The organism is Streptomyces sp. NPDC001920 (assembly GCF_053594495.1).
Genome location: NZ_JBSFEP010000008.1, coordinates 106,979 through 133,765, shown reverse-complemented (window position 1 = coordinate 133,765; position 26,787 = coordinate 106,979). Strand labels below are relative to the sequence as shown.

Annotated in this window: 24 protein-coding genes and 3 tRNA genes; 10 read left to right on the top strand and 17 right to left on the bottom strand. The window is 72.2% G+C overall.

Annotated elements, in window-relative coordinates:
* Positions 1 to 13 precede the first annotated feature (13 nt).
* Positions 14 to 87: transfer RNA gene (locus tag ACWCPI_RS15695), tRNA-Lys, on the bottom strand.
* Between the two features lie 183 nt (positions 88 to 270).
* On the opposite strand from ACWCPI_RS15695, the gene ACWCPI_RS15690 reads away from it, so the two are divergent.
* The 5 genes from ACWCPI_RS15690 (at position 271) to ACWCPI_RS15670 (ending at position 6,020) form a co-directional block, all read left to right on the top strand.
* Positions 271 to 1,779, top strand: coding sequence for a peptidoglycan-binding protein (locus ACWCPI_RS15690; RefSeq protein ID WP_451038633.1), 1,509 nt, complete (start codon positions 271 to 273; stop codon positions 1,777 to 1,779).
* A gap of 90 nt (positions 1,780 to 1,869) precedes the next feature.
* The gene (locus ACWCPI_RS15685) at positions 1,870 to 3,009 is read left to right on the top strand and encodes an SPFH domain-containing protein (RefSeq protein WP_451038632.1); all 1,140 of its coding nucleotides are present in this window, start codon (positions 1,870 to 1,872) and stop codon (positions 3,007 to 3,009) included.
* Positions 3,010 to 3,128: 119 nt separating this feature from the next.
* Positions 3,129 to 3,746: a lytic polysaccharide monooxygenase auxiliary activity family 9 protein gene (locus ACWCPI_RS15680; RefSeq protein WP_388800063.1), complete on the top strand. Its 618-nt coding sequence runs from the start codon at positions 3,129 to 3,131 to the stop codon at positions 3,744 to 3,746.
* 91 nt (positions 3,747 to 3,837) lie between these two features.
* Positions 3,838 to 4,302 (top strand): hypothetical protein, encoded by a 465-nt coding sequence (locus ACWCPI_RS15675; RefSeq protein WP_451038631.1) that lies wholly within the window; start codon positions 3,838 to 3,840, stop codon positions 4,300 to 4,302.
* 56 nt (positions 4,303 to 4,358) lie between these two features.
* Positions 4,359 to 6,020 carry an AMP-binding protein gene (locus tag ACWCPI_RS15670; RefSeq protein ID WP_451038630.1) on the top strand — a complete coding sequence of 554 codons (1,662 nt, stop codon included), beginning with the start codon at positions 4,359 to 4,361 and terminating at the stop codon, positions 6,018 to 6,020.
* Here ACWCPI_RS15670 and ACWCPI_RS15665 read toward each other — a convergent pair.
* The 6 genes from ACWCPI_RS15665 to ehuB form a co-directional block, all read right to left on the bottom strand.
* Positions 5,986 to 6,059 (bottom strand) — tRNA-Lys (locus ACWCPI_RS15665). The two genes, ACWCPI_RS15670 and ACWCPI_RS15665, sit on opposite strands and share 35 nt — an antisense overlap.
* Positions 6,060 to 6,185: 126 nt before the next feature.
* Positions 6,186 to 6,944 (bottom strand): IclR family transcriptional regulator, encoded by a 759-nt coding sequence (locus ACWCPI_RS15660; RefSeq protein WP_451038629.1) that lies wholly within the window; start codon positions 6,942 to 6,944, stop codon positions 6,186 to 6,188.
* Between the two features lie 166 nt (positions 6,945 to 7,110).
* On the bottom strand, positions 7,111 to 7,887 hold the full coding sequence (gene ehuA / locus ACWCPI_RS15655) for an ectoine/hydroxyectoine ABC transporter ATP-binding protein EhuA (protein WP_451038787.1): 777 nt from the start codon (positions 7,885 to 7,887) through the stop codon (positions 7,111 to 7,113).
* A 10-nt stretch (positions 7,888 to 7,897) separates the two neighbouring features.
* Positions 7,898 to 8,548 carry an ectoine/hydroxyectoine ABC transporter permease subunit EhuD gene (ehuD, locus tag ACWCPI_RS15650; protein WP_388800051.1) on the bottom strand — a complete coding sequence of 217 codons (651 nt, stop codon included), beginning with the start codon at positions 8,546 to 8,548 and terminating at the stop codon, positions 7,898 to 7,900.
* Positions 8,545 to 9,267, bottom strand: a complete 723-nt coding sequence (ehuC, locus tag ACWCPI_RS15645) for an ectoine/hydroxyectoine ABC transporter permease subunit EhuC (RefSeq protein WP_388800048.1) — start codon at positions 9,265 to 9,267, stop codon at positions 8,545 to 8,547. Before ehuC ends, ehuD begins: the two co-directional genes overlap by 4 nt.
* The gene (ehuB, locus tag ACWCPI_RS15640) at positions 9,264 to 10,196 is read right to left on the bottom strand and encodes an ectoine/hydroxyectoine ABC transporter substrate-binding protein EhuB (protein ID WP_451038628.1); all 933 of its coding nucleotides are present in this window, start codon (positions 10,194 to 10,196) and stop codon (positions 9,264 to 9,266) included. Before ehuB ends, ehuC begins: the two co-directional genes overlap by 4 nt.
* Positions 10,197 to 10,243: 47 nt before the next feature.
* Between ehuB and ACWCPI_RS15635 the strand changes: the two genes are divergently transcribed.
* Positions 10,244 to 10,738, top strand: a complete 495-nt coding sequence (locus ACWCPI_RS15635; protein ID WP_451038627.1) for a DUF3830 family protein — start codon at positions 10,244 to 10,246, stop codon at positions 10,736 to 10,738.
* Here ACWCPI_RS15635 and ACWCPI_RS15630 read toward each other — a convergent pair.
* Entirely contained in the window at positions 10,719 to 12,128 is a 1,410-nt protein-coding gene (locus ACWCPI_RS15630) for an amidase (protein WP_451038626.1), read from the bottom strand. The genes ACWCPI_RS15635 and ACWCPI_RS15630 overlap by 20 nt on opposite strands.
* Before the next feature lie 23 nt (positions 12,129 to 12,151).
* Positions 12,152 to 13,117 carry a D-2-hydroxyacid dehydrogenase gene (locus tag ACWCPI_RS15625; protein ID WP_451038625.1) on the bottom strand — a complete coding sequence of 322 codons (966 nt, stop codon included), beginning with the start codon at positions 13,115 to 13,117 and terminating at the stop codon, positions 12,152 to 12,154.
* A gap of 214 nt (positions 13,118 to 13,331) precedes the next feature.
* Here ACWCPI_RS15625 and ACWCPI_RS15620 point away from each other — a divergent pair, with 214 nt between their 5' ends.
* The 3 genes from ACWCPI_RS15620 (at position 13,332) to ACWCPI_RS15610 (ending at position 16,200) form a co-directional block, all read left to right on the top strand.
* Positions 13,332 to 14,123: a maleate cis-trans isomerase family protein gene (locus ACWCPI_RS15620; RefSeq protein ID WP_451038786.1), complete on the top strand. Its 792-nt coding sequence runs from the start codon at positions 13,332 to 13,334 to the stop codon at positions 14,121 to 14,123.
* Between the two features lie 10 nt (positions 14,124 to 14,133).
* Complete coding sequence (locus tag ACWCPI_RS15615; protein WP_388800033.1) at positions 14,134 to 14,865, top strand: maleate cis-trans isomerase family protein; 732 nt, start codon at positions 14,134 to 14,136, stop codon at positions 14,863 to 14,865.
* A gap of 231 nt (positions 14,866 to 15,096) precedes the next feature.
* Positions 15,097 to 16,200, top strand: a complete 1,104-nt coding sequence (locus tag ACWCPI_RS15610) for an LLM class flavin-dependent oxidoreductase (protein WP_451038624.1) — start codon at positions 15,097 to 15,099, stop codon at positions 16,198 to 16,200.
* Positions 16,201 to 16,208: 8 nt separating this feature from the next.
* Here the strand turns inward: ACWCPI_RS15610 and ACWCPI_RS15605 are convergent, their stop codons facing one another.
* Positions 16,209 to 18,050, bottom strand: coding sequence for a putative bifunctional diguanylate cyclase/phosphodiesterase (locus tag ACWCPI_RS15605; RefSeq protein WP_451038623.1), 1,842 nt, complete (start codon positions 18,048 to 18,050; stop codon positions 16,209 to 16,211).
* A gap of 405 nt (positions 18,051 to 18,455) precedes the next feature.
* Here ACWCPI_RS15605 and ACWCPI_RS15600 point away from each other — a divergent pair, with 405 nt between their 5' ends.
* Positions 18,456 to 20,126: a M6 family metalloprotease domain-containing protein gene (locus ACWCPI_RS15600; protein ID WP_451038785.1), complete on the top strand. Its 1,671-nt coding sequence runs from the start codon at positions 18,456 to 18,458 to the stop codon at positions 20,124 to 20,126.
* Between the two features lie 207 nt (positions 20,127 to 20,333).
* Here the strand turns inward: ACWCPI_RS15600 and ACWCPI_RS15595 are convergent.
* The 7 genes from ACWCPI_RS15595 to ACWCPI_RS15565 form a co-directional block, all read right to left on the bottom strand.
* Positions 20,334 to 20,407 (bottom strand) — tRNA-Lys (locus ACWCPI_RS15595).
* A complete protein-coding gene (locus ACWCPI_RS15590; protein ID WP_451038622.1) occupies positions 20,398 to 20,973 on the bottom strand; it encodes a bifunctional DNA primase/polymerase in 576 nt (191 codons plus the stop codon). Before ACWCPI_RS15590 ends, ACWCPI_RS15595 begins: the two co-directional genes overlap by 10 nt.
* A gap of 179 nt (positions 20,974 to 21,152) precedes the next feature.
* Positions 21,153 to 21,518, bottom strand: a complete 366-nt coding sequence (locus tag ACWCPI_RS15585) for a hypothetical protein (RefSeq protein ID WP_388800021.1) — start codon at positions 21,516 to 21,518, stop codon at positions 21,153 to 21,155.
* A 114-nt stretch (positions 21,519 to 21,632) separates the two neighbouring features.
* Entirely contained in the window at positions 21,633 to 22,967 is a 1,335-nt protein-coding gene (locus ACWCPI_RS15580) for an AAA domain-containing protein (RefSeq protein ID WP_451038621.1), read from the bottom strand.
* Positions 22,964 to 24,568: a hypothetical protein gene (locus ACWCPI_RS15575; protein WP_451038620.1), complete on the bottom strand. Its 1,605-nt coding sequence runs from the start codon at positions 24,566 to 24,568 to the stop codon at positions 22,964 to 22,966. Before ACWCPI_RS15575 ends, ACWCPI_RS15580 begins: the two co-directional genes overlap by 4 nt.
* Positions 24,559 to 25,725 carry a hypothetical protein gene (locus ACWCPI_RS15570; protein ID WP_451038784.1) on the bottom strand — a complete coding sequence of 389 codons (1,167 nt, stop codon included), beginning with the start codon at positions 25,723 to 25,725 and terminating at the stop codon, positions 24,559 to 24,561. Before ACWCPI_RS15570 ends, ACWCPI_RS15575 begins: the two co-directional genes overlap by 10 nt.
* Positions 25,676 to 26,701, bottom strand: a complete 1,026-nt coding sequence (locus ACWCPI_RS15565) for a phosphatase PAP2 family protein (protein ID WP_451038619.1) — start codon at positions 26,699 to 26,701, stop codon at positions 25,676 to 25,678. The genes ACWCPI_RS15570 and ACWCPI_RS15565 overlap by 50 nt, the downstream gene beginning before the upstream one ends.
* Positions 26,702 to 26,787: the final 86 nt, after the last annotated feature.

The window sequence follows — 26,787 nt, the reverse complement described above, 5'->3', positions numbered from 1 at the left end:
CCTTCACTGTCTGTGCGCCGCCAGGGACTCGAACCCCGGACCCGCTGATTAAGAGTCAGCTGCTCTAACCAACTGAGCTAGCGGCGCCTGCTGACGTCGTAACTCTACATGACCTCCCGGGGTGCTCCGGACCACCTCCCGGCGGCGGTCGGGCGTCGCCGGAGCGCCGTAAACCATTCGGACCGTCAACATGCGAGTCCCGAAGACAGTTGTGAAACTGACGGGGTGTACAGCCGCGGACATTTCCATCTGGTGTGTGAGGGGAATCGCATGGAGACTCGGACTCCGGTATTCGAGGAATTCGATCCGGAGTGGGACTGCGACTGCCCCGGATGCGTTCACTGGCGGCGCGTCCTGCCGCATTCCACGACCGGCCGCCACCCGGCGGGGACCAGGGCGCTGATCGTCGCCGCAGCCGCCTCCACCACCCTCGGCATCGGCCACACGGCCCCGGCCGTCGCCTCCTCGCACGCGCAGGAGCGACCGGGCCTCTCCGGCATTCCCGCAGGTGACGAGCCTGCATCACCTCAGGGCGGCCAGGCTCCGCTGCACGGCCCGGGCGGTCGGCCGACCGAGCCGGGCGCGGTCACGACGCCCGCGACCACGCGTGCGGAGATCATCAGGCGGGCGAAGAAATGGGTCGCGGCGAAGGTGCCGTACAGCATGTACCGGTACTGGTCGGACGGATACCGGCAGGACTGCTCCGGCTTCGTCTCGATGGCCTGGAACCTGCCCGGAAACGAATGGACAGGCAGCCTCGACCAGTACGGCGTACGAGTCGCCCGGGAGGATCTCCAGCCGGGCGACATTCTGCTGTTCCATAATCCGGCGGACCCCGAGAAGGGTTCGCACGTCGTCATTTTCGGCGGCTGGACGGACTACATGCGCACCCATTACGTCGCCTACGAGTCGACCCGCCCCCACGCCCGCCGACTGGTCACCCCGTACGCCTACTGGAGCCACTCCGACCGCTATCTCGCCTATCGCTACAAAGGACTCACGGGCGGCTCGACGGGTGGGGAACCGGACACCGGGCAGCAGGAGGAGGGGCAGCCGGACGGCGGCGGTACGAAGGGGGAGCAGCCCGACGGCGGGCGGCCCGCCGGGGATCCGCCGGGCACCGGACAGCAGCAGCCGGTCACGGCCGAGCCGCAGAAGCCGCAGAAGCCACGGGAACCGCAGAAGCCACGGGAACCGCAGAGTCCGTCAGGACCGCAGGGCACGGCGCCGTACCCGGGACGGGCGTACTTCGGCCCCGGGGCCGACAACAGGCATGTCACCGAGCTGGGCCGGATGCTCGTGGCGCGCGGCGCCGGCCGGTACTACTCCCAGGGCCCCGGCCCGCGCTGGACGGACGCGGACCGCAGGGCCACGCAGGCCTTCCAGCTGTCGCAGGGCTGGCGCGGACCGGAAGCGGACGGGCTGCCGGGGCCGCGGACGTGGAAGCTGCTGGTGAGCGGCGGGGGCAAGGACATCCGGGCGGCCGGCGCGGCGGGGGCGGCCGGACCGGTTGCCCGCGGGGCGCCGGCGTCGCACGGGGTGCCCGGGTATCCGGGGCGGGCGATGTTCCGGCCGGGCGCGAACAACCAGTACGTCGCCCAGCTCGGCAGGCAGCTCGTGAAGAAGGGATTCGGCAAGTACTACGGGAACGGGCCGGGACCGCGCTGGGGCGAGGCGGACCGGCGCGGTGTGGAGGCCTTCCAGCGCGCCCAGGGCTGGCGGGGCGGCGCGGCGGACGGCTGTCCGGGGCCGGAGACCTGGCGCCGGCTCTTCGCCTGAACCGAGCCGGCCTCGAGGGGCGAGGTCCTGGCGCACGACCGGCTGTACGACCTTCCTGTGACGCATCTGGCGCGGAGGCTGGAGGCACGCATGACCACGACCACTTCTCATACGCCCGAGCCCGAGGAGCTCGCCGGGCTCGCGGGGCAGGCCGAGGGGGCCGCCCGGCCGGGGCGGCTGATCCAGAACGAGGCGACCACCGAGATCCCGGTCCATCTGCTGTTCCGTGACGGCCCCGACCCGGTCGCCGTGCCGCTCAAGCCGGCGATCGTGGCCCGCAGGCAGGGCACGGGGGAGCAGCCCCGGCTGCGCCGTCCCGCGCAGTCGAAGCCGCACCCCGCGCCGGAGGTGGATCCCGACCTGGTGGAGCGGTCCGCTCGGGTGCTGCCCGGGGCCGCCGGTGTGTTCGCCGGGGCCTGCGGGGCGGCCGGCTGTCTGGCCACGTCGTGGTGGGCGGGGGTGCTGCCGCCGCCGGCGGTGGAGGCGCTGCGTATGCCGGCGTCCGCGGGGGCGGGGCTCGGGCTCGTGCAGTGGGCGGCCTACACGGGGGCCGGAGCGCTGGGGCTCTTCGGGTTCGGCGGGCTGGCTCGGGGGCGGACCGGGCGGGCCTGGGTGCTGGGGCTGTTCGGCCGCTACCGGGGGACGGTCCGGCGTACCGGCCTGCTCTGGGTCAACCCGCTGCTGCTGCGCCGCCGGGTCGACGTACGCCTGCGGCACTGGCGCAGCGAGCCGATGCCGGCGGCCGACGGCAACGGGGTCGCGCTGCGCGCGGTCGTGCTGGTGGTGTGGCGGGTTCGGGACACGGCGCGGGCGCTGCTCGGGGTGGAGGACCACGAGACGTACCTGCGCGAGTGCGTCGAGGCGGCGCTGGCCCGGGTGCCGGTGGAGATGCCGGGCGGTCCGCGCGGCTCGATCGAGGCGGCCGCGGAGACGCTGACCCGCTTGGTGGCGCGGGACGCGGAGGCGGTGGGACTGGAGGTGTTCTCGGTGCGGCCGGTGCGGGTGGAGTACGCCCCCGAGGTCGCCGCCGCCATGCACCGCCGCCGTATCGCGGCGCTGGACGCCCAGCACCGGGCCACCGTGCTCACCTCGGTCGTCGACTCGGTGGAGGACACGGTGACGCGGCTGACCGTGCGGGGCCTGGTCGAGCTCGACGACTACGAACGCAAGGCTCTGGTGAAGGACTTGACGGTGGCCTTCTGCGCGGGGCGGGGGGAGGGCGCCGGCTGACGGCCCGTCGAACAGGTTCGCCGATTGGTATGGACATGTTCAACGGTCAGTCATAATCTGGGACTTGGTCTAGACCTGCAAGCTCGTCGAACTTCCCCCACGTTCCCAGGAGCAGCAGCATGCACAGGAAGACCAGCAGAAAGACCAAGTGGTACGCCTCCGCGCTCGGGCTGGTCACGACCGGCGCCCTCGTCCTGTCCACCGGCGGTGCCAGCGGCCACGGCTACACCGACCTCCCCATCAGCCGGCAGAAGCTCTGTCAGAACGGCACCGTGAGCAACTGCGGCCCGATCCAGTGGGAGCCGCAGAGCGTCGAGGGCCCGAAGGGCTTCCCGGGTTCCGGTCCGGCGGACGGGCAGATATGCAACGCCGGTCTCGGCCAGTTCAGCCAGCTCAGCGCACCGCGGACCCCGTCCGGAGCCGCCTGGCCCACCACCCGGGTGAGCGGCGGTCAGACCTACACCTTCCGCTGGCAGTTCACGGCCATGCACGCCACGACCGACTTCAAGTACTACGTCACCAAGCCGGGCTGGAACCAGAACCACAACCTGGCCCGCTCCGACCTCAACCTCACCCCGTTCCTGACGGTCCCGTACAACGGCCAGCGGCCACCGGCGACGCTCTCCCACAGCGGCAGACTGCCGTCCGGGCTCAGCGGCCACCACGTCATCCTCGCTGTGTGGACGGTCCACGACACGGGCAACGCGTTCTACGCGTGCTCGGACGTCACGTTCTGAGGTTCCCTTGAGTCACCACACCGGCCGGCGTGGGTAGGTTCCTGCCACGCCGGCCGAACGAGGCCGGCGCACCGACCTCGGGGGATGAACGATGGACGCGATCTTCTACGTCGTACCGGGCCTGATCATGGCAGTGGCCCTCTTCATGGCGTACCGGGTGGTGCGCCGCTCGCTGCAGCTGCGCAGCGCCTGGAACAGCGGGCTCACGGCGGAGGGCCGTTGCCTGCGGATGTACACGACGACCCACGGCGGCAGCGGTGACTCGCACGTGAGCACCACGCTGCACCATGTCTACGAGTTCACCACGCACGACGGCCGCCTCGTCCGGTTCGAGGAGGAGGACGGTCCGGGTACGACGGTCGAGGGCGACTTCGTGACGGTCTACTACACCGACGGCTCCGACGTGGTGGCCACGGCCCACCGGCCGCGCCACGGCAGGCAGGCGGTGGCCTCCTTCGGCATCCTCGTGTTCCTCGGCGTGGTCGTGGTGTTCTGCGTCGGCTTCCTCGCGACCTATGCCCAGACCTCCTCCGGGATGGACGGCACGGGTTTCTGACCTCTCCTCCCCGCACCCCTCCTCATCTGACGGACAATCAGTTACCGTGCGCCCGCATGGAGTCCACTACTGGGCGCACGGTCGCCGAGCTCGTCGCCGCGGGGTGGGGCGACCACCGGCCGGGGCTGTGGTTCGAGGGACGGACGCTGACCCGGCACGAGACGGCCGCCGGGGCCGCCGTCCGGGCGGCGCTGCTCGCCGACCTGCTGCCACCCGGCGCCGAACCGCACATCGGGATGCTGCTCGACAACGTCCCGGAGTACCCGCTGTGGCTGAGCGCCGCCGCCCTCGCGCGAGCCGCCGTCGCCGGGATCAACCCCACCCGCCGGGGACCGGAACTCGCCCGCGACATCCTGCACACCGAGTGCCGGGTGCTGATCACCGAGCGGGCCCGGCTGCCCCTGCTCGACGGCCTCGACCTGCCCGGCGTGCGGCTGCTGCTCACCGGCACCCCGGAGTACGACGCCCTGCTCGCCCCGTACGCCGACGCGCGGCCCGACGCCTCCCGTGCCACCCCGCGGGACCGGCTTCTCCTCTCCTTCACGTCCGGCTCGACCGGCGCCCCCAAGGCCGCGATCTGCACCCAGGGGCGGCTGGCGGCCGCCGGGAGCTCCCTGGCCGACCGGTTCCGGGTACGGCCCGACGACGTGCACTACATCTGCATGCCGATGTTCCACGGCAACGCCGTGCTCGCCGACTGGGCACCCGCCCTGGTGGCCGGTGCCGGGGTGGCGCTGCGGCGGCGGTTCTCCGCGTCGGGGTTCCTCGCGGACGTACGGGCGAGCGGGGCGACGTACTTCACCTACGTGGGCCGGGCCATCCAGTACCTCCTCGCCACCGAGCCCCGCCCCGACGACCGGGACCATGCGCTGCGGCTCGGCTTCGGCACCGAGGCGGGCGCCGTGGACGCCGCCGCCTTCGAGCGGCGGTTCGGGGTGCGGCTGGTGGAAGGGTACGGCTCCTCCGAGGGCGGGGCGGCCGTGCAGTGGTCGCCGGGGACGCCGGCGGGGGCCGTGGGCCGGGCGGGACCCGGGCTCGTCGTCCTCGATCCCGAGACCTGTGCTCAGTGCCCGCCGGCGGCGTTCGACCGGAGCGGCCGGCTGCTGAACGGCGACGAGGCGATCGGGGAACTGGTCAACCGCGGCCCGAACCCCTTCGAGGGGTACTGGCGCAATCCGCGGGCGGAGCGGGAACGGCGCAGGGAAGGCTGGTACTGGACGGGGGACCTGTTCTGCCGGGACGCGGACGGGTTCCTCTACTTCGCCGGCCGTACGGACGACCGGCTCCGCGTCGACGGCGAGAACCTGGCCGCAGCCATGATCGAGAACATCCTCGCCCGGTACGAGGGGGCGGGTGCCGTCGCCGTGTACGCGGTGCCGGACCCGGTGACCGGGGACCAGGTGATGGCGGCGGTCGCCGGGACCTTCGAGCCGGCGGCCTTCGAGGCGTTCCTGTCCGCGCAGCCCGATCTCGGGACGAAGATGGCGCCGCGGTTCGTGCGGGTCGTGGAGCGGATGCCGGTGACGGCCACGAACAAGATCCATCGGGCCCGGCTCAGAAGGGAAGGGGTCCGGTGCGCCGACCCCGTCTGGTGGCGGCCGCCCGGGGAGCGGACGTACCGGAGACTGACCCAGAACGATGTCGAAGGGCCCCTCGCTCCCACGAGAGGCCCTTCCACAGGTGTGCGCCGCCAGGGACTCGAACCCCGGACCCGCTGATTAAGAGTCAGCTGCTCTAACCAACTGAGCTAGCGGCGCATGACTCACGCCCACCGCGTTCGTGGTGCTCCCGCGGCCGGCGGCGAAGAAAATACTACCTGGTCCCCGAGGGTGCTCCGGACCACCGCCGACGCGGTGGTCCGGTCCCATAGGTGGTGATCAGACCTAGATCGCCAGCGACAGCAGCACCGGCGCCGCGTTCCGGTTCAGGGTGTCCGCCGCCTGGCGCAGGCGGTGCGCGTGCTCGACCGGCAGCGACAGGGCCAGGCAGCCCACCGAGGAGCCGGCCGTGATCGGGACCGCCGCGCACACCGTGCCCACCGCGTACTCCTGGAGGTCGAGGTGCGGGACCGTCGGCGGCTGGGACTCCAGCCGGGAGAGCAGGACCTTGTCGCTGGTGATCGTGCGCGAGGTGAGGCGGGCCATCTTGTGGCGGGAGAGGTGGTCGCGCCGGCCGTTGTGGTCGAGCTGGCCGAGCAGGCTCTTGCCGATCGCGGTGGCGTGGGCGGAGTAGCGGAAATCGACCCACTCGTTGACCACGGGCGTGGCCGGGCCGGCCGCGTACTGGTCGATCCTGATCTCGCCGTCGACGTACCGGCTGATGTAGACCGCCGCGCCCACCGAGTCGCGCAGCCGGTCGAGGGTGTGCTGGAGGTTCTCGCGCAGGGCCTGGTCATGGCCCTGCGCGGAACCGAGGCGGGTCAGGGAGTCGCCCGTGACGTAGGCGCCGTCGGCGACCTGCTCGACGTAGCCCTCCCGGCGCAGCATCCGCAGGAGGCTGGTCAGGCGCTCCGGGCCGATGCGGGTGTGCCGGGCGAGTTCGGCGTCGGTGACTCCGGTACGGTGCCGCACCACGGTCTCCAGGACGCGCAGGGCGTCCTGGGCCGAGTGGTACGGCGCGGTCGGCTCGTGCTTCAGCGCCACGGTTCCCCCTGCGGTCGCTCTCTTGGGCCGGGTTGCAGTCAGCCAGTCCCCTTCACGATAACCGGCAAGCGGCTTGTAGTGAGCGGTTGTTGACGAGATTGCGGGCCGCTCAGCTGCGGTACCAGCACTCTGGCACATGCCAGCAGCAAGCTCCGCCGACGAGCGCTCACAGCACCGCGCTGAGGAACTCCCGGGTGCGGTCGTTCTCGGGTTCGTTGAAGATCTTCTCCGGCGAGCCGGACTCGATGACCCGTCCGGAGTCGAACATCAGGACCTGGTCCGAGATGTCCCGGGCGAAGTTCATCTCGTGGGTCACGCAGAGCATGGTGATGTCGGTGCTGCGGGCGATGTCCCGCAGCACGTCCAGGACGCCCGCGACCAGCTCCGGGTCCAGCGCCGAGGTCACCTCGTCGAGCAGCAGCACCTGCGGCCGCATCGCCAGCGCCCGCGCGATCGCCACCCGCTGCTGCTGGCCGCCGGACAGCTGGGTCGGGCGGGCGTCGCACTTGTCGGCGAGGCCCACCATGTCCAGCAGCTCACGGGCGCGTGCCTCCGCCTCGTCCTTGGACAGGCCGAGCACGGTGACCGGGGCCTCGGTGATGTTGCGCAGTACCGACATGTTCGGGAACAGGTTGAACTGCTGGAAGACCATCCCGATCTTCTTGCGGATCTCGCGGACCTGCTTCTCCGGGGCCGGGAAGAGCTGCTCACCGCCGACGGTGATCGTGCCCTCGTCGGGCTTGAGCAGGGTCATCAGCATGCGCAGGATCGTCGTCTTGCCGGAGCCGGACGGGCCGATCAGCGTGACGTGCCTGCCGGACGCGACGGAGAAGTCGAGCCGGTCCAGCACCGTATTGGAGCCGAAGCGCTTGGTGACGTTGTCGAAGCGGATCAGCTCGGCGCCGTCCACCGGCGGGTTGGCGCTCGCGTCGGGTTCTTTCATCAGCGGGGTGTCAGCGGACAAGGCGTCGCTCCAGAGCTCGTACGAGAAGGGAGGCCGGATAGGCGATGAAGACGAAGGCCACACCGATGACCGTCAGGGGCTCGGTGAACTGGAAGTTCTCCTGCGCGAACAGCCGCGCCTGGCCGAGCATCTCCATGACCGTGATCGTCATCAGGATCGGGGTGTCCTTGAGCATCGCGATGACGTAGTTGCCGAGGGCGGGCACGACCCGGCGGATGGCCTGCGGCAGGATCACCACCCGCCAGGTCCTGGTGACCGGCAGGTTGAGTGCCGTCGCCGCCTCCCACTGGCCGGCCGGCACCGCCTCGATGCCGGCGCGGTAGACCTGCATCGTGTACGTCGAGTAGTGCAGCCCGATCGCGAAGACACCGGTGGCCAGCGCCGAGAAGGTGAAGCCCCACTCGGGCAGCACGTAGAAGAGGAAGAACAGTTGCACCAGCAGCGGGGTGTTGCGGATGAACTCCGTGACCGCCCCGACCGGCCAGCGCACCCAGCGCGTCGGTGTGCGCATCAGCAGCGCCCACACCAGGCCCAGCGCGAACGAGATGAGCGAGCCGAGGGCCAGGATCTGCAGGGTGAGCAGCAGCCCGTCCCAGAAACGCGGCATGAAGTCGGCGACAGCGCCCCAGTCCCAGGTCATCCGAGAGCACCTCCCGCGCCCACACCGGTCGTCTCAGGACGGTGCAGCTCCTGGTCGGCCGTGCGCCCGACGGGCTTGCCGACACCGGCCTTGAGCTTGTGTTCCAGTCCGCGCATTCCCCGGGTGAGCAGGAAGGCGATGACGAAGTAGATCAGCAGGACATACGTGTAGATCTCCGCGCTCTCCTGCAGCGCGAGCCGCACCAGGTTGGCGCTGAAGGCCAGGTCGCCCATGCCCATCACGGACACCAGGGCCGTGCCCTTGAGCAGCTCCACCAGCAGGTTGGTGAAGGAGGGGATCATCTCCGGCACCGCCTGCGGCAGCAGGATCAGCCGCATCCGCTGCCACGGCGTGAAGCTGAGCGCGATCCCGCCCTCCCGCTGCGCCGGGTCGACGGAGTTCAGGGCGCCGCGCACGATCTCGGCGCCGTACGCGCCGTAGGTCAGCCCGAGCGCGAGGGTGCCGGCCCACAGCGGGACCAGTTGCCAGCCGAAGGCGACCGGCAGCACGAAGAACACCCAGAAGATCATGATCAGGGCCGAGGTCCCGCGGAACACCTCGGTGTAGAAGCCCGCCAGGAAGCGGACGATCCACAGCCGGTGCGTGCGGGCCATGCCGACCCCGAAGGCGACCGCCGCGGCCACCAGTGCGCTCAGCACCAGCAGCTGGACGGTGACCCAGATTCCTTGCAGGACGAGTTCCCAGAGTCCCGAGGTCATCCGCCGGTCCCCCCTCCGCACAGCTCCTTCGCGGTGAGGTCGGTCATCTCGGCCTCGGTGAAGCCGAAGGGCTTGAGGATGCGCAGCAGCTCCCCGCTCTTCTTCAGCTTGTGAAGCTCGACGTTGAAGGCGTCCCGGATCCTCGTCTCGGTACGGCGGAAGGCGAACGCGCCGCCGTCGACGTGCGGTTTGCCGCCCACGATCGGCTTGAACGGCTCGGTGACCTCGGCCTTGGCCGACTTCTTGACGACTTCGCGGGTGGTCAGCGCCGTACCGGCGAAGACGTCCACGCGACCCGCCTCGACGGCGTTCAGCCCGGCGACCTGGTCCGGCACGATGAGGATGTCGCCCTCCTCGTACCCCGCCTCGACGGCGTACTGGATCTCGGCGTAGCCCGCGCCGGTGGCGAACTTCGCCTTCTTCTCCACGACGTCCTTGTAGGAGCGCAGCCCCATCGGGTTGCCCTTGCGGACGATGAAGGAGTCGAGCATCTGGTAGTCCGGGTCGGAGAAGATGACCTGTTCACAGCGCTCGGGATTGACGTACATCCCGGCGGCGACGACGTCGAACTGCTGGGAGTTGAGGCCGGGTATCAGTGAGCCGAACTCGGTGGGCACGGGCTGCACCCGGTCCACCCCGAGCCGCTTGAAGATCACCTTCGCCAGCTCCGGTGCCTCACCGGTGAGTTCACCGTTCTTGTCGATGTACCCGAAGGGGATCTCGCCCGCTATCCCGAGCCGTACGACACCGGCGGCGCGCAGCCGGTCGAGCAACTCGCCGCCTTCCTCGGTCGAGGCCGTGGCCACGCGCGAGCACCCGGCCGCGCCCAGCGCGCCGAGCGCCGCCACCCCCGCGAGCAGCGACCGGCGTGTGGGGGTGCCCGATCTGTGTCCGACATGTGTTTCGACATGTTCCAGTGGTGGAGCCATGGCGGCGCGGCTACCCGAGACCATGCGATGTATGCACCCTGGATTGCATGACTGAACGGTTCATCGAGGTGTCGCTGGTCAAGCGGGGAATCAACTGCACGGCCGAACTCCTGGACGACCGCGCCCCGCTCACCTGCGCGGCCGTCTGGGACGCCCTGCCCCTGACCGGCGACGTCTACCACGCGAAATACGCCCGCAACGAGATCTACGCCCTCTTCCCGCCCTTCGCGCAGACGGAGCCGCCCCTGGAAAACCCGACAGTCACCCCGATCCCCGGCGACCTTTGCTATTTCGCCTTCGCGGGCACCGAACTGGGCACCCGCTCCTACGGCTACGACCGTGAGGTCCGCCCCGGCACGACACTGGTCGACCTGGCCCTGTTCTACGAGCGCAACAACCTGCTTCTGAACGGCGACGTGGGCTGGGTGCCCGGCATCGTCTGGGGCCAGGTGGTCGAAGGGCTGGAGGAGATGGCCCAGGGCTGCAACGACCTGTGGCGGTCGGGTGCCCTGGGCGAGTCGCTCAGCTTCCGGAGGCTGTGAGACCGGCGATGCCGGCCTCGTACAGCGCGTGGGCCGCCCGCAGCACCAGATCGTCCCGGTGCCGGGCGGCCACGAGCTGCAGGCCGACCGGCAGCCCGGCGCCGTCCGTGCCGTCCCTGCCGACAGGGACGGTCGCGGCCGGCTGCTGGGTGAGGTTGAAGGGGTACGTGAACGGCGTCCAGCCCGTCCACCTGCGGTGCCCCGAGCCCTTCGGCACCTCCGCGCCCGCCTCGAACGCGGTGAGCGGGAGGGTCGGGGTGACCAGGAGGTCGTAGGTGTCGTGGAAACGGCCCATGCGGCGCCCGAGTTCCATGCGGACGTCGACCGCGGCCAGGTAGTCGAGGGCGCCCAGGCGCGCGCCCGTACCGCAGATCTCCCTCAGCCCCGGATCGAGCAACTCCCGCTGCCGCGGGCCGAGATGCTGGGTCACCCGGGCCGCCCCGGTGAACCACAGGGTGTGGAAGGCGTCCACCGGGTCGGTGAAGTCGGGGTCGGTCTCCTCGACGTACGCCCCGAGTCCCGCCAGTCGCTCCACCGCCCGCCGCACCGCCGCCGCGACCGCGGGACGCACCGCCACCTGGCCGCCGAAGGAGGGCGAGTAGGCGACCCGCAGGCCCCGCACCCCGCCGGACAGCGCCGGGACGAACGAGCCGGGCGGGGCCGGAAGCGCCGACCAGTCACGGGAGTCGGGGGCGCCGATCACATCGAGCAGCAGCGCCGCGTCGGCCGCGTCCCGGGTCATCGGACCGACGTGCGCCAGTGTGCCGAAGGCGCTCGCCGGATAGAGCGGGACCCGGCCGTACGTCGGTTTCAGACCGAATACGCCGCAGAACGCCGCCGGGATCCGGACACTTCCACCGCCGTCCGTCCCGAGCGCGAGCGGCCCCGCGCCGAGCGCCACGGCCGCACCCGCGCCGCCGCTGGAACCGCCCGCGGTGCGGGTCGGGTCGTACGGGTTGCGGGTGACGCCGGACAGGGGCGAGTCGGTGACGCCCTTCCAGCCGAACTCGGGCGTGGTCGTCTTGCCGAGGAAGACGGCGCCGTGCGCGCGCAGCCGGGCCACGGACGGGGCGTCCTCGTCCCAGGCGCCCCGCTCCGAGATGGTCTTCGAGCCCTTCAGCGTCGGGGCGCCGCGCATCAGCAGGATGTCCTTCACCGTGACCGGCACACCGTCCAGCAGACCGGCCGGTTCGCCGCGCCGCCAACGCTCCGTCGACGCATGGGCCTGCGCCAGGGCCGCGTCGGCGGTGAGACGCACGAAGGCGTTGACCTCCGGCTGGATCCGCTCGGCCCGCTCCAGGGCCGCGCGGGTGGCGTCGAGGGGGCTGAACTCTCCTTTGCGGTACCCGTCGAGGAGTTGTACGGCGGTCAGTTCGGTGAGATCCGTCATGCGTCGCCCTCCAGCTGTGGACATCAGCGTCCGGGTACGTACCCGCGCTGCTTGTCGACCACGTTCAGCAGCGGTCTGCCCGCCTCCCAGCGCTCGTACAACTCCACGAACTGACGGCCGAGTTCGTCCCGCCAGCCGATCGTGTCCCCGCTCATGTGCGGGGACACGATCAGCCCCGGCAACCCCCACAACGGGCTGTCCGCGCCGAGCGGTTCGTGCTCGAAGACGTCCAGCGCGGCCCCCGCGATCCACCGCTTCGACAGCGCCTCGGCCAGCGCCTCCTCCACGACCAGCTGTCCGCGCCCGACGTTGATGAACCGGGCGGAGGGCTGCATGACGCCGAAGCGGCGGGCGTCGAACATGCCGTGCGTCTGCGCGGTGAGCGGCGCGGCCGAGATCACCCAGTCGGCGCGGGCGATCAGCCGGTCGAGGTCCTCGGGGCCGTGGATGCCGGTGCGCGGGGTCCGGCCGACCAGCGCGGTGGTGACGTCGAGGGCCTTGAGCGTGCGGACGATCGTCCGGCCGATGGGTCCGGATCCCACCACGCACGCGCGCGAGCCGGCCACACGCTGCCCCTCGCGGTGCCGCCACTCACGGGAGCGCTGCAGCTCCAAGGTCCGCGGCAGGTCCTTCGCCATCGCCAGCACCAGCGCGGCCACGTACTCGGCGATCGGCTGGTCGAAGACCCCGCGCGCGTTGGTGACCACCGTGTCGGACGCGGTGAGCTCGGGACACATCAGGTGGTCCACGCCCGCGCTCGCCGTGTGCACCCAGCGCGGCCGCGGACCCTCGCCGGGCCAGGCGCGGCGTACGGCGTGCGAGGTGAAGTCCCAGACCAGCAGCACGTCGGCGTACGGCAGCCGCTCGGCGAGGGCCGACTCGTCCGTGTGCTCCACCCGGGCGCGGCCGGTGAGGCGTCCGAGGCGGGGGAGGGGGTCGGCGTCCAGGACCAGGACGGTGGGCGGGAGGTCGGGTGCGGGTGCCGTCATGCGGGCCGTTTCTCCGGGGTGTGTGGGGGCGTGGGGGGGCGTGTTCCGGGAGGGTGCGGGCGCTGTCGCCCGGCGTTCCACTGGACGTGCCAGCCGTCTGACATGCGAGGTTTGACCACGCTCGCACCCGAACCTACCTTCGTCAACACGGGCGCGCGTACGGTCCGTTGCTCACCTGTTTCTCGTAGTGAGGACGGTGCCTGGCATGAGTTCCATGGACATCTCCTTCCTCGGCGGACCTCGGCCCCAACGCGGGGTCGGAGTCGTCGCTCCCTTCGACTTCGCGCTGGACCGGGAGCTCTGGCGCTGGGTGCCGGACGAGGTCTCGCTGCACCTCACCCGGACTCCGTACGTGCCCGTCGAGGTCAGCCTCGACCTGGCCCGCCTCGTCAGCGAGCACGAGACGCTGAGCGACGGCGTCCGCACCCTGACCGCGATCGCGCCCGAGGTGGTCGCCTACGCCTGCACCTCCGGCAGCTTCGTCGGCGGCATCGCGGGCGAGCGGGCGATGTGCGCGGCGATGACCCGCGCCGGGGCGATACCGGCGGTCACCACGTCCGGGGCCCTGCTGGAGGCGCTGACCGAGCTGGGCGCACGACGGGTGGCGCTGGTGACGCCGTACACCGTGTCGGTGACCCGGTCGCTGGAGGCGTACGTGGCGCAGGCGGGGGCCGTCGTCACCGGGTGCGCGTTCATGGGGCTGACCCGGCACATCTGGAAGGTGCCGTACCGCGATGTGGCGGACATGGCGCGCAAGGCCGCACGCCGCTGTGCCGACGCCCTGTTCATCAGCTGCACCAATCTGCCGACCTACGACGTGATCCCCCAGCTGGAGGCCGAGCTGCGCATCCCGGTGCTCTCGGCCAACCAGGTCACGATGTGGGCGGCGCTGCGTCGGCTGGGTACCCGAGCGGTGGGGCCGTATCAGGCGCTGATCGATCCGGCGGCGCGTGGCGGTCCCGTACTTCCGGACGTGCCGGATGTTCCAGAGCAGGAACAGCAGTAGGAAGGCTGACATGACCGCACTCGGATTCCTCTACCCGGGCCACTCCGCCGAGGACGACTATCCACGCATCGAGCAGTTGCTCGCCAGCGACATCCGCCTCGACCTGGTGCACACCGACATCGGCGAGGACGCGCACCGGGAGGACGCGCTGCGGCAGATGGGTTCCGCACAGCGGCTCGCGGCGGGCGTGGAGGAACTGCGGCTGACCGGCGCCGAGGCGGTGGTGTGGGCGTGCACCTCCGGCAGCTTCGTCTACGGCTGGGAGGGCGCCCACGAGCAGGTGCGCGCCCTCGCCGTCGCGGCGGGCATGCCGGCCTCCTCGACGTCCTTCGCCTTCGTGCACGCGATCCGGGAACTCGGGGTGCGCCGGGTGGCGATCGGCGCGACCTACCCGGACGACGTGGCCCGGCTCTTCGCGGAGTTCCTGCGCGCCGCCGACGTGGAGGTGGTGGCGGTGCGCGGCTCCGGGATCATCACCGCGGCCGAGGTCGGGACCTGGGGCGACAAGGAGCTGTTCGCCCTGGCGAAGGAGGCGGACCACCCCGACGCGGAGGCGGTCCTCCTCCCGGACACCGCCCTGCACACCGCCTCCCACCTGCCGGACCTGGAGCAGCACGTGGGCAAGCCGGTCCTCACCGCCAACCAGGTCACGGTCTGGGAGGCCCTGCGCCTGACGGACCGCCGTGTGAACGCACCGGAACTGGGCGCGCTCTTCACGAGGGAGCCGATCGTGCAGGTGTAGCCGGTCCGCCTCGTCGGGCCCGTCCGGGGCGCGCCCCGGCGCGGGAGGTTCGAGGACGAGGCCCGTCGGGCCGGCACGGGGCCCGCGGGACGGCATCCCTCGGGCGGGGCCGGCCGGGGCGGGGGCACCCGGGAAGGGACGGGCGGCGGCGACGCGAGCGGAAATAAACCGGAGCCTGCCTCCTGTTATCGCCGAGGACAGCACACCGCACGGCGAACACAGGAGGCACACGTGGCGGCGGACGACACCCAGCCGGACGAGATCCGGGGCACGACCCGCGGCACCGCCCCCGTCCCCCTCTCCGTACTGGACCTGGTCACGGTCAGCGCAGGCCGCACCGCCACCGACGCCCTGCGCACCAGCGTCGGCCTGGCCCGCCTCGCGGAGTCCCGCGGCTTCCACCGCTACTGGGTCGCCGAGCACCACTCCATGCCCGGAGTGGCCTCCTCCTCGCCCGCCGTGATCCTCGCCCATCTCGCCGCCCACACCGACCGCATCCGGCTGGGCTCGGGTGGTGTCATGCTCCCCAACCACGCCCCGCTCGTCATCGCGGAGCAGTTCGGCACCCTGGAGGCCATGGCCCCCGGCCGCATCGACCTCGGCCTCGGCCGCGCCCCCGGCACGGACGGCGCCACCGCAGCCGCCCTGCGCCGCACCCACCTGCTCGACGAGGCCGCCGACGACTTCCCCGAGCAGCTCGCCGAACTCACCCGCTTCCTCGACGACGACTTCCCCGACGGCCACCCCTACCGCCGCATCCACGCGGTTCCCGGCCCCGTCCAGGCGACCTCGCCCGGCGGTGTCCAGTCCCCGCACCGGCCGCCGATCTGGCTGCTCGGCTCCTCCGGCTTCAGCGCCCGCCTCGCCGCCGTCCTCGGACTGCCCTTCGCCTTCGCGCACCACTTCTCGGCGCGCCACACCATCCCCGCCCTGGACCTGTACCGGGAGTCCTTCCAGCCGTCCGCCGTCCTGGACCGGCCGTACGCCCTCATCGGCGTCTCCGCCCTCGCCACCGACGAGGAGAAGGAGGCCCGTCGTCAGGTCAGGGCCGCCGCCCTCGGCATGATCCGGCTGCGCACCGGACGCCCCGGCCTCATCCCCACGCCGGAGGAGGCCGAGGCCCATGAATTCACCGCGATGGAGAGCGAGTTCGCCGACTCCTGGAACGCCAACGTCATCCACGGCACCGCCGACGAGGTCCGTGCCGGTCTCGACGACCTCCACAAGCGCACCGGCGCCGACGAGTTGATGATCACGAGCAACGCGCCCGGCATGGACGTGCGCCTGCGCTCCTACGAACTCGTCGCGGACGCCTACGACTTGCCCACCGCCTGACGGGGCCGTCACACGTCGACCGTCACCCCGTCGGGCCCGCTGCTCATCAACTCGCTGATGCGATCCGGCGGCACCGGCCGCGAGTACAGCCATCCCTGGCCGGTGTCGCAGCCGATCCGGCGCAGGCGGGAGGCCTGGGCCAGGGTCTCCACGCACTCGGCTGTGACCGTCAGGCCCAGTCGGTGGGCCAGCTGGATCATCGCCTCGACGACCACCTCGTCGGCCGGGTTCGGCGGGACGGCCGAGGTGTTCTCGCTCTCGTACTGGAAGCCCCGTACGAAGGAACCGTCCAGCTTCAGGACCGAGACGGGCAGCCGGCTGAGGTAGGCGAGGTTCGAGTAGCCGGTGCCGAAGTCGTCGATCGCGATCCGCACGCCCATGTCGCTGAGCGCCTGGAGCACCTGGAGCGGTCTGCCCGCCGAGCCCATCACCGCTGATTCGGTGAGCTCCAACTGGAGCAGGCGCGGGGCGAGTCCCGTCTCGTCGAGGATCCGCGCCACGTCCGCCACCAGGTCGGAGTCCCAGACCTGGCGTACGGCCACGTTGACGCTGACGAAGATCGGCGGCTCGTCGGGGTGCGTCACCTGCCAGGCGCGTGCCTGACGGCAGGCGGTCGCCAGGATCCAGCGGCCGAGCGGCACGATCGAGCCGTCCTCCTCGGCCAGTCCGATGAACCGATTCGGCGCCAGTACGCCGAACTGAGGATGTTTCCAGCGGACCAGTGCCTCGACTCCGCGCAGCAGGCCGTCCTCCATGCTCACCAACGGCTGGTACTCCAGGGCGAACTCACCGCGCTCGATGGCCGGGCGAAGTGTGGAGGCGAGGGCCTGGCGGGTCATGCGGTGGGCGTTGCGCTCGGGGTCGAAGAGCGTCCAGCGGTCCTTGCCGTCGGCCTTGGCCCAGTACAGCGTGGTGTCCGCGGCCTGCATCAGGGCGGTCGGGGTGGTGCCGCTCGCCTGGCGTTCCACGACGCCGATCGAGGCCGACACCGACAGGCGCCGGTTGGAGATCTCGAAAGGGGCCCGTAGGGAGCCGAGCACCGACTCGGCGAGGTCGGCGAGTTGCTCGGTGCCCGTCGAGTCCTCGACGAGCAGGGCGAACTCGTCGCCGCCGAGCCGTGCCACCAGGGGTGGGCTCGATCTGGCGTAGCCCGCCTCCTCGGCGCACCGGGTGAGCCGTTCGGCCACGGCGGCCAGCAGGGTGTCGCCGATGCGGTGGCCGAGGGTGTCGTTGATGGCCTTGAAACCGTCGAGGTCCAGGTAGCACAGGCCGATGCGGCCGGTGGCCCCGCTGTCCTCGTACGACTCCGGCTCCAGTGCCGCCGACAGGCGCTCGAAGAACAGGGTGCGGTTGGGCAGCCGGGTCACCGGGTCGTGCATCTGCAAGTGCCTCAGTCGCGCCTGGAGTTCGCGGTGGGCGCTGATGTCGGCGACGGAGAGCAGGACGCCGCCCCGCTCCTCGCCGGGCAGCGGCGCGACCGTGACCTGGGCCCACAGGGAGTGTCCGTCCGGGTGCTTCAGGCGGCGCGTGCAGCGCAGCCGGGCCTGGCGGCCGCGCAGCACCTCCAGGTACGCGTGCCAGGTGCGCGCGTCGGAGGTGAGGTCCACCAGGTCGGCGGCGACGGAACCGGCCAACTCCCCGGGCGGTGTGCCGAGCAGCTCGGCGAGGGCGGAGTTGGCACCGGTCACCACGCCCTCGCCGTCGACCACCGCCATCGCCAGGGGCGCGGCGCGGAAGGCGGAGGAGTAGGGCGGCGCCCCGGTACCGGCAGATGTCTTTACGTTACTCTCTGTGACGGCTGGCCCGATGAGGTCTGCCGCGGGCGTCGGCCCTTCGGACGTTCCGCTCACCGCTCGCTCCCGCAGTGCACTCGTTCTTCGGATGGGTCTCATCGGAATGGCCGGCCGGGGGGCGGTCGGCCGCCAGGCCGTGTCCGTGCAGGAAAGTGTCAGGAAAGTGTGCCGATCATAGAGGCTGGCTTCTGGCCCTTCCACCCGCAGTCCGGTGTTCCCATAGGACCTGAGCTTCTGACAGATCGTTTCTGCCCGCACCTGGACGGCTTCTTCGGTCTCTCGACCGGTTGTGACGTTCCGTGAGCGAATCGGGGTGTCGGTACGGGCGATTCCTCGGCCCTCTCACCCGTCCGGTGCAGGCAAACAGGGCGTAGTACGACAATCTGACTCAGGCTGGGTGCGGTGTCCCGCGAACCGCTCCCGGAGGTCCCCGTGCAGCGTCAGTTCCCCCTGCTCCCCGGCATGGGTCGGCTGCGGGAATGGCCTCGACTGCGCAGTGTCGCCGCGGTGTTCACCACGATGTCGGCGCTCGCCGCCACCTCCCTGGTGGCCGGCCCCTCGGCCGCCGAGTCGCTCGGCGCGACACCCTGCGCCCTGGAACGCACGGACGCCCATCACTCCGAGGGCCTGGACACCTGGAACGCCGCCTACCCGCGTCCGACCCGCAAGCTCGACGCGGTCATGGTGTTCCTGTCCTTCCCGGACGCGCCGCCCCGCACGACACCCGCCGAGCTGGCGGCCGACCACTTCCCGCTCACCACCCGCTTCTTCGAGCGCGCCTCCTACGGCAGATTCACCCTGCGCCCGCATCCGCTGCGGCACTGGCTCCAGATGCCGCGCCCGTCGACGGCGTACGCCATACAGCGTGACTGGAACATGGCCCACCGCACCGCCTATCTGCGCGACGCCCTCGCCCTGGCGGACCGGGAGGTCGACTTCTCCCGCTACGACGTCGTCTACTTCGTGGCCGACCCCGACGCGCCCGGCGTCGACTCCGACGCCACCAAGGTCGTCAACCTGGACGAGCCCCTGCGGGCCGACGGTACGGACATCCGGCGTGTCGTCACGGTGTTCGAGAACCATCCGCCGGACCGGCTGGTCCTGGCGCACGAGACCGGCCATGTCTTCGACCTGCCGGACCTGTACCACCGCCCGGTGGACGGCAAGGGTGACTGGGACACCTACGTCGGTGACTGGGACCTGATGGGCAGTCAGTTCGGCATGGCGCCGGATCTGTTCGGATGGCACAAGTGGAAGCTGGGGTGGCTGGATCCCCGGCAGGTGGTGTGCGTGCGGGGGTCGAGGTCCGGTTCCACGCGGCTGACCTTGGAGCCGCTGTCGGCCGGGCCCGGTGAGCCGGCGCGGGCGGGGGCGGCGGGCGCACCGGATGAGACGGTCGGCGCGCTGGGCGCGGCGGGTGAGGGCGGCGGCTTCGGCGCGTCCGGCAGGCTCGACGGTGCCGGTGCGGTTGGCGGGAGCGGGGCTGGTGCTGGGCCTGGGCCTGGGCCTGGGGCGGTTGGCGGGACCGAGGCCGGTGCTGGGCCTGGGGTGGTTGGCGGGACCGAGGCCGGTGCTGGGCCTGGGGTGGTAGGCGGGACCGAGGCCGGTGCTGGGCCTGGGGTGGTAGGCGGGACCGAGGCCGGTGCTGGGCCTGGGGTGGTTGGTGGGGCCGGGGCTGGTGCTGGCCCTGAGGCGGTCGGTGGCACCGGGGCGGGTGCTGGGCCTGAGGCGGTCGGTGGGCCTGGTGCGGCCGGTGGGTCGGCGGCGGTCGGTGGTGTGCCTGGTTTCGGGCTGGGTCACGGCATCAAGCTCGCCGTCGTGCGCACCGGGCCGGAGAGCGCTCTCGCCTTCGAGGTGCGCGGGCCGGTGGGCAACGACGTGGCGGCCTGCCGGCAGGGGGTGCTGGTGTACCGGGTGCGCAGCCGGACCGAGTCCGGCGGCGGTCCGGTCGAGGTGGTCGACGCCCATCCGCGCACCGAGGCCTGCTGGGAGCAGTCGGTGTACCCGCCGCTCGCGGACGCGCCGGTCGGGCCGGGGGAGAGCTTCACGGTGCCGGGGGAGGGGGTGCGGGTGGAGGTCGAGGGGCGTACGGCTTCGGGGGCGTGGACCGTGAGGATCGCGACAGGGGGGTAGCGCCCGCGCCGAACGGGGGGTCGTGCAGCGGGCGGCCGATGCGCCGGGGAGTGGCGGTGCGCCCCGTGGCCGGAGCGGCGTGCCGGTGGTAAGGGCGCGACCGGAGGCGGGGTACGACCGGGTAGGGGCGACCGGGTGGGGGCGGTACGGGGCTCCGCACGGGGGTATATGAAAAGCCCCCCGCTCACGCGAGGGGCTTTCATGTCGTGCGCCGCCAGGGACTCGAACCCCGGACCCGCTGATTAAGAGTCAGCTGCTCTAACCAACTGAGCTAGCGGCGCCTGCTGACGTCGTAGACCTTAGCACCCTGATCCGCGTGGGGAAAAATCGATATCCGAACGGCCTCGCGAGCCGCCCGCACCGCCGCCCAGAGCAGCACCTCCGGGCCCGGTAACCAGGGATGACGGGTGTCGGGGGCGACCAGCCAGCGCGAGCTCGGGGAGGCGCTGGCGCCGGCCCGGGCCGGCACGGTCACCGCGTCTCCGGTGCCATGGCAGAGGAGCGGGGGGACGTCGCCGGCGCGGCCGAACTCCTCCCACCGCAGCAGCGACGGCAGCCGCTGGGCCGTGCCGGGCGCGGCGAACAGCAGCATCCGGCCGCGGAAGACCGCCACCGGTCCCGTCCCGGGGCCCTCCTCCCACAGCTGGTCGACCATGCGGCGCCCGAAAAGCACCGGCGCGCTCACTACGTCGAAGACGGAACCGCAGGCCAGGGCCATGGAGGCGGCCGGCCGCTCGTCACGGAGCGCCCGGCTGCTGCGCGGATACGGTTCTGCAGAGGCGAGCCATGCGGCGCCGTCCGCGGTGAGGGAGGCGGGCGAGAACGGGGCGATACGCGTGCTGCTCATGGCAGATACATCTACCGAGGGTGAGTGAGTGGTTCCCCAGAGTTCCCGGAAATCGGGACAGGGCGGGGTGGCAGGGCGTATCTTGCCCGCCTGGCATATGCCATCGCGGTGTGGCGCCCGGTTCTCGTGGCGGGGTGCTAGGCCCGGAGTCTGCGGGATCGGGGGCGGGGGATCGGTGGTCACACGGGGTCGACGTGCCCCGGGCCCTCCACACCGCGCATCAGATCCCGGCCGAACTCCACCATCTTCTTGGCGTAGTCCTCGGTCCACTCCGCCTGCGCGGCGATGTCGGCGGGCGTGAGCCGGTCGAACCGCCGGGGGTCCGCCAGCTGGGCCGCCGCGATGGCCTGGAACTCCACCGCGCGGTCCGTCGCCGCCCGGAACGCCTGTGTCAGCTCGGTCGCCCGCGCCAGCAGCGCCCGCGGGTCGTCGATGGACTCCAGGTCGAAGAAGTGCTCCGGGTCGGCGGCCACCTGCGCGGGCTCGAAGAGCAGGGGCGCGGGGCGTAGCCGCGGTTCGTTCCGTCGCGGCGTGGGCTCCGCCATGTTTTCTCCTCCTCGTGCGTCACCGGTCTCGTAGGCCATCGCTACCCAGCCCGTGGACCGGTCCACCGTCCATTGTCCCGCGCTCGCGCAAGTGAGTCCGGGTCATCGCACCACTCACGCCCGCCACGTGACCCGATGCTCCGCCAGCCGCGCCAGCACGGCATGGTTCGCCTCCCAGCCGTCCGGGAACTTCACCACCGTTCCCAGCTGCACCGGCTCGGTCGACGGGTAGTCGTCGAGCAGCTCGCTCACGCCTGCCCGGCACACCACGATGCACGCGTGCCGGTGCCGGGAGGCGAGGACGCACAGACGGCCCGTCTCCAGATGGAACGCGGTGGCGTCGGGGCGGCCGGAGAGCGGGTGGAGGACCACCGTCACGTCGTACTCACGGCCCTGCAGACGGTTCGCGGTGTCGACGGTGACATCCGTCACGCCCAGTTCGGTCAGCGCCGACCGGACGGCCGCCGCCTGGTCCCGGTGGGCCGTGCCGACCGCGATCCGTTCGGTGGTGAGGGGAGCGGGGTCGGGTGAGCGCTCCGACGTGGCCGCCCCACCCCGGTCCAGCAGACGCCGTACGACCGTCGCCACCGCTCGTACCGCCTCGGGATCCGTGCGCGGGGTGTGCCGGGCGGGCAGTTCCAGCAGGCCCCAGCCCGCCTCCGCCGCCTCGTCGATGACCCGGTCGGGGCCCGAGCCGTCCGACGGCACCGCGAAGGACAGCCGGCGGTCGCCGTGGTCCGTGCCGCTGCGGAACGGGGTGTACGGATAGAAGGCGTCCGAGACCAGGGGCGCGGCGGAGGCGGGCAGGCGCCAGGAGACCGGCAGACGGTGCTGGGGCAGCTCCGGGTTGTGGGCGAGGAGCGTGGTGACCGCGGAGGCCGACGGGTCGTACGACAGCCCGGCCCACTGCTCGCTGCCCACGATGGCGAACGGGTCCAGCTGACCGGGGTCACCGACGAACAGGGCCCGTTCGAACAGGCCGGCCACGGCCAGCAGTGCGTCCGAGCGCATCTGGTACGCCTCGTCCACGATCGCGTGCGGCCAGGGCTCGTCGGCCTTCACGTGCCCCCACTTGGCCGCGGTGGAGATGACGACCGCCAGCCCGGTGAGATCACCGGCCTTCGCCGACTTGCGGACATGGGGCAGGGCGTCCAGCGCCTTGTCGTACGGGTCGGCCTCACTGCTGTGCAGCCGGCCCACCGGCAGCTCGGGGTTCTTCTCGGCGAGCCTGAGCACCAGGTCGTCGACCTGCGCATTGGTCTGCGCGACGACCATCAGAGGGCGGCCCGCGTCGGCCAGCTCCAGGGCCGCGCGGACGACGAGCGTGGACTTGCCCGCGCCGGGCGGGGAGTCGACGACGACGCCGCGCGCGCTGCCGTGCAGGGTGTCGGCGAGGATCGCGTCGGTGGCCCGGGCCGCCGCTGCACCGGGGTCGAACACGGCGGTCACAGGACGTCCTCCTGGGTCATCGGGTCGGCGGCTTCGGTCACCTGCTCGCCGGGCGGCCCGCCGTGCGTCCACGGCGTCTCCTCCGGTTCGGGCAGTTTCGCGCCACCGCGCTGCTCGTGCTCGAACAAGGTGAAGCAGACCAGGTCGCCCTTCTCCGGCACGGACCCCTCCTCCGGTTCCCGGCCGCGGCCCATCTTGTCGAGCACCCGCAGCACGACCAGCGCGCCGTCGTCCCCGACGGCCCCCTCGTAGCCGACGAACTCCGCCGACTGGGGCTTGCCGCCCAGCGACCGGAACACCTTGGCCCGCTCGCCCAGATACGGCCGGTCCTCCGTGCGGACGGTGACCAGGGGGCGCGGGCTGGGCCGCTTGCCCTCGCTGTAGGCCATGACCACCTCGGTGACCTCGCCCGCGAACGCCTCCCCGGCGAGCCGCCGCCCCGCCATCACCAGCGGGTCGTCGAGCGCTTCCTGCGCCTCCAGGCGGGCCTGTTCACGCTCCCGCGCGGCGAGCTTGTTGGCCGCGGTGACCGCGTCGTCGCGACGCGGTTGCGGGGGCTCACCGGCGAGGACACGGTCGCGGTGGCCGGTGAACGACCAGCGGTCGCGGGTCCAGCGCTCCTCGACCCGCCCGGCTTCCGGCAGCTCCCGCAGCAGGTCCAGGGCCCGCCACACCGCGTCCCAGGTGGGGCGGGTCCGGCTCTCGACGAGCCCGCGGATCTCCCGTTCGGCGGCGGTCAGGTCACCGAACCGGTCGTCCGCCTCCAGACCGTCCTCGGCGGCGGCGAGGGCGGTGCGGGCGCGGTCGTAACGCTCGATGGCGGGGGCGAGCAACCTGTTGTCGAACGCCGGGTCGGTGGCCGGACCGGCCGGCGGGCACAGCAACTGGCCCTGTGGGTCCCTCGCCAACTCCGCCCGCAGCGCCGCCTCGGCGCCCGTCTCACCCTCCGGAGGGTCGATCCAGGCGAGCAGCGCGCCCAGGTGCTGGTCCTCCAGGGTGGACTGGCCGGTCACCCAGTGCCGGGCCAGGACGTCCGTCATGGCCAGCAGCAGCGAGGAGCCGGGCACCCGCGCCCGCTCGCCGAAGTGGGTCAGCCAGCGGCCGAGCAGCGGCACGCGCGGGGGAGCGGGATAGGGGGCCTCAGGGTCCTGCTCCGCCGTACGCCTGAAGCGCATGGAGCGGCCGAGCAGCCGTACGAAGTCGACGCCTCCGCGGCTCGGAACGATCAACTGCGGCGCGTCGGCGCACAGTTCGACCTCGACCTTGACCCGCTTACCGGTCTCCGGGTCGGTCTCGTTGCGTTCGGCGGCCTCGACGTCCGTCGCGTACGCGTCGATGTACGGCAGGACGACGTCCGCCAGCTCGGCCAGGAAGGCGAACCGGAGGTCGCGGTCCCGTGGTTGGGGCACCACCAGCAGGTGCGGGGCGTCCCGGTCGGTGCCGACCAGCGCGCCGAGCGGGGCGCCCGCCTCACCGGCGGTGGTGAGGGGCACGAACACCAGGGGACGGTCGGACAGGTGCCGGTGGCGGACGGTGGCGGCGCGCTGGGCGCGGCCCGTGCTGACGGCTTCGAGGCGGGCGAGGGTGGAGATCAGCGACACGGGACCACCGCCTCCTGCCCGAGGGCCTCGGCGCGCAGTCGGGCCGCTCTGCGCAGGGCGGCCACCGCCGGGTCGTCCGGGTCGCCCGTCTCGCCGCGGGCCGCGGACAGGACGTCCTCGACCGTCGTCAGGCCGCCCAGCTCCGCCCGCACCGAGCGGCCCAGCGATGTCACAGCGCCGGACGCGCGCGACCGGGCGCGGCAGTGGAAGGCCAGCTCACAGGCGGACAGGCACTCGGGCGCGTACGTCGCCGGGACCGACTCGACGGCGGCGGTCAGGTCGGCCGCGGGCAGCTCCGGGGAGAAGCAGGTGCCGGCGGGCAGGGCATCGGCGATGTCCTCGATGCGGGTGAGACGGGCCAGCTGGCGGGCGGTCACCGCGCGCTGCTTGCGGACGTCCACGGCCGAGGCGGTGGGCAGGTTGGAGAAATCCTTGGGGCAGACGAGCAGGACACGGTGGCGCACCCGGGACGCGGGGGCGCCCTGCGAGGCGGGCCCCTGCGGCATCGCGCCGAGCCGCGCGGCGACCTGCTCCAGCGCCAGCACGTACACCGCTGCCTGCCGGGCCGCCGCGCCCACCTTGGCGGGGTCCGCCGAGCCGTCCAGCATCGGGAACGACTTGATCTCCACGACCGTCCAGCTGCCGTCCGGGTGCACGACGACCGCGTCCGGCTCCAGGAAGGCGGGCGAGCCGGCGACGTCCAGGGCGAGCATCGGGTGGTCGAGCAGCGTCCACTCGCCGCGCGCCTCGGTGGCCTCGCGCAGCGCCAGCGCGGTACGGGCCGTGCGGCCCTCGGGGCCGGTCGCGGTGAGGTCGGGCACCCGCGTGCCGGCGGGCGGCTCGCTGGTGCGGTCCAGTCTCTCGTGGACCAGCCGCAGCAGCTCCGCGCCGCCGTCCGCCTTGACCTTGGCCTCGAAGGCGTTCCCGCGCGTGAGGGCGAACTGGGACTGCCCGAACACCGACGGCGCGCCCAGCGCGCTCGCCAGTGCCGCCTTGTTCACCCCCGCGCCGTCCAGGATCGCGCGGCGTCTGCACCCGGGGTTGGCGGCGAGGGCGGCCAGGGCGCGGGCGTCCAGCGCCTTGGCCGGTACGTCGGGACCGCGCAGCTCAGCGAGCCGGTGCCGGAGCGCCGTCCCCCGCGTCCTGGGGGACGGCACTCGGCTCGGCTCCGGCTCCGAACCGGGAATCGCGCTGCCGTGGAATTCGCTCACCCGCGGAAGTCTGGCATCCGTCACTGACAATCGAGGAAGGAGCGTCGGCAGAGCCCACTGTGACGGGGTCGGCGGCGACCCGGGCCGCGGCCCCGGCCGAGCCGGTACGGGCCGTGCCGCCGGAGGCCGTCGCGACCGACGCGGACGCCGTGGCGAACCGGGCCCGGACCCGGTCAGCGGTCCGCATGACGAGCGGCGCGAGCAGCAGCCCGACGCCCATCACGGCGGCGCCCGCCACCGCGTCGAGGAAGTAGTGGTTGGCGGTTCCCATCACCACGATCGTGGTGATCAGGGGGTAGGCGATCGCCGCGGCCTTGGCCAGGCGCGTCCCGCCGTACCGCCACAGCATCACCCCGCACCACAGCGCCCAGCCGACGTGCAGGCTCGGCATGGCCGCGTACTGGTTCGTCATACCGCCGAGCCCCCGGGGCGCGCTGGCCTCGCCGCCCCACCAGCCGTACGAGCTGTAGTGGGCCATCGTGTCCACGAAGCCGTGGCTCGCGTCCAGCAGCCGCGGCGGGCAGGTGGGCAGCAGGGTGAAGCCGATCAGGCCGATGAAGGTCGACGTCATCAGCCAGGTGCGGGCCGCCCGGTAGTGCACGGTGCGCGATCGGAAGATCCAGACCAGGAGCACCGGCGTGACCAGGTAGTGCAGCGAGGCGTACCAGAAGTCGGCCGGGACGCCGATCCAGGGCTCACGGGTGAAGAGCCGGTTGAGGGGGTGCTCGGCGTTGAGGTACAGGGCCTTCTCGAAGTCGAGGATCGCCAGGCCGTGGTCGACGGCGGTGGACACGTCGCCCCGGGCGAGGAGGCGGCCCGCCGAGTAGCAGGCGTAGACCAGGAGTATCAGCGGCAGCTCGGTCCACCAGCGCAGGCGGGTCCGTGGCGTCGCCTCCACGCCAGCTGTCTCGGCGTGTGGCATCCGATCGCCTCCCCCTTCTCGTCACGGCGCCCGGTTGACCGGCCGTTCCACTTTACGGTGTATGCGTGCGCCCCTTTCGGGCGCCC

What these genes read in the sequence shown, in the direction of transcription:
- ACWCPI_RS15615 (WP_388800033.1), top strand. Translation starts at nt 14,134, where the DNA reads ATGACCGCACTCGGATTCCTCTACCCGGGCCACTCCGCCGAGGACGAC.
- ACWCPI_RS15625 (WP_451038625.1), bottom strand. Translation starts at nt 13,117, where the DNA reads ATGACGGCACCCGCACCCGACCTCCCGCCCACCGTCCTGGTCCTGGAC.
- ACWCPI_RS15685 (WP_451038632.1), top strand. Translation starts at nt 1,870, where the DNA reads ATGACCACGACCACTTCTCATACGCCCGAGCCCGAGGAGCTCGCCGGG.
- ACWCPI_RS15675 (WP_451038631.1), top strand. Translation starts at nt 3,838, where the DNA reads ATGGACGCGATCTTCTACGTCGTACCGGGCCTGATCATGGCAGTGGCC.
- ACWCPI_RS15600 (WP_451038785.1), top strand. Translation starts at nt 18,456, where the DNA reads ATGGGTCGGCTGCGGGAATGGCCTCGACTGCGCAGTGTCGCCGCGGTG.
- ACWCPI_RS15630 (WP_451038626.1), bottom strand. Translation starts at nt 12,128, where the DNA reads ATGACGGATCTCACCGAACTGACCGCCGTACAACTCCTCGACGGGTAC.
- ACWCPI_RS15680 (WP_388800063.1), top strand. Translation starts at nt 3,129, where the DNA reads ATGCACAGGAAGACCAGCAGAAAGACCAAGTGGTACGCCTCCGCGCTC.
- ACWCPI_RS15590 (WP_451038622.1), bottom strand. Translation starts at nt 20,973, where the DNA reads ATGAGCAGCACGCGTATCGCCCCGTTCTCGCCCGCCTCCCTCACCGCG.
- ehuB (WP_451038628.1), bottom strand. Translation starts at nt 10,196, where the DNA reads ATGGCTCCACCACTGGAACATGTCGAAACACATGTCGGACACAGATCG.
- ACWCPI_RS15565 (WP_451038619.1), bottom strand. Translation starts at nt 26,701, where the DNA reads ATGCCACACGCCGAGACAGCTGGCGTGGAGGCGACGCCACGGACCCGC.
- ACWCPI_RS15670 (WP_451038630.1), top strand. Translation starts at nt 4,359, where the DNA reads ATGGAGTCCACTACTGGGCGCACGGTCGCCGAGCTCGTCGCCGCGGGG.
- ACWCPI_RS15620 (WP_451038786.1), top strand. Translation starts at nt 13,332, where the DNA reads ATGGACATCTCCTTCCTCGGCGGACCTCGGCCCCAACGCGGGGTCGGA.
- ehuC (WP_388800048.1), bottom strand. Translation starts at nt 9,267, where the DNA reads ATGACCTCGGGACTCTGGGAACTCGTCCTGCAAGGAATCTGGGTCACC.
- ehuA (WP_451038787.1), bottom strand. Translation starts at nt 7,887, where the DNA reads ATGAAAGAACCCGACGCGAGCGCCAACCCGCCGGTGGACGGCGCCGAG.
- ACWCPI_RS15635 (WP_451038627.1), top strand. Translation starts at nt 10,244, where the DNA reads ATGACTGAACGGTTCATCGAGGTGTCGCTGGTCAAGCGGGGAATCAAC.
- ACWCPI_RS15585 (WP_388800021.1), bottom strand. Translation starts at nt 21,518, where the DNA reads ATGGCGGAGCCCACGCCGCGACGGAACGAACCGCGGCTACGCCCCGCG.
- ACWCPI_RS15690 (WP_451038633.1), top strand. Translation starts at nt 271, where the DNA reads ATGGAGACTCGGACTCCGGTATTCGAGGAATTCGATCCGGAGTGGGAC.
- ehuD (WP_388800051.1), bottom strand. Translation starts at nt 8,548, where the DNA reads ATGACCTGGGACTGGGGCGCTGTCGCCGACTTCATGCCGCGTTTCTGG.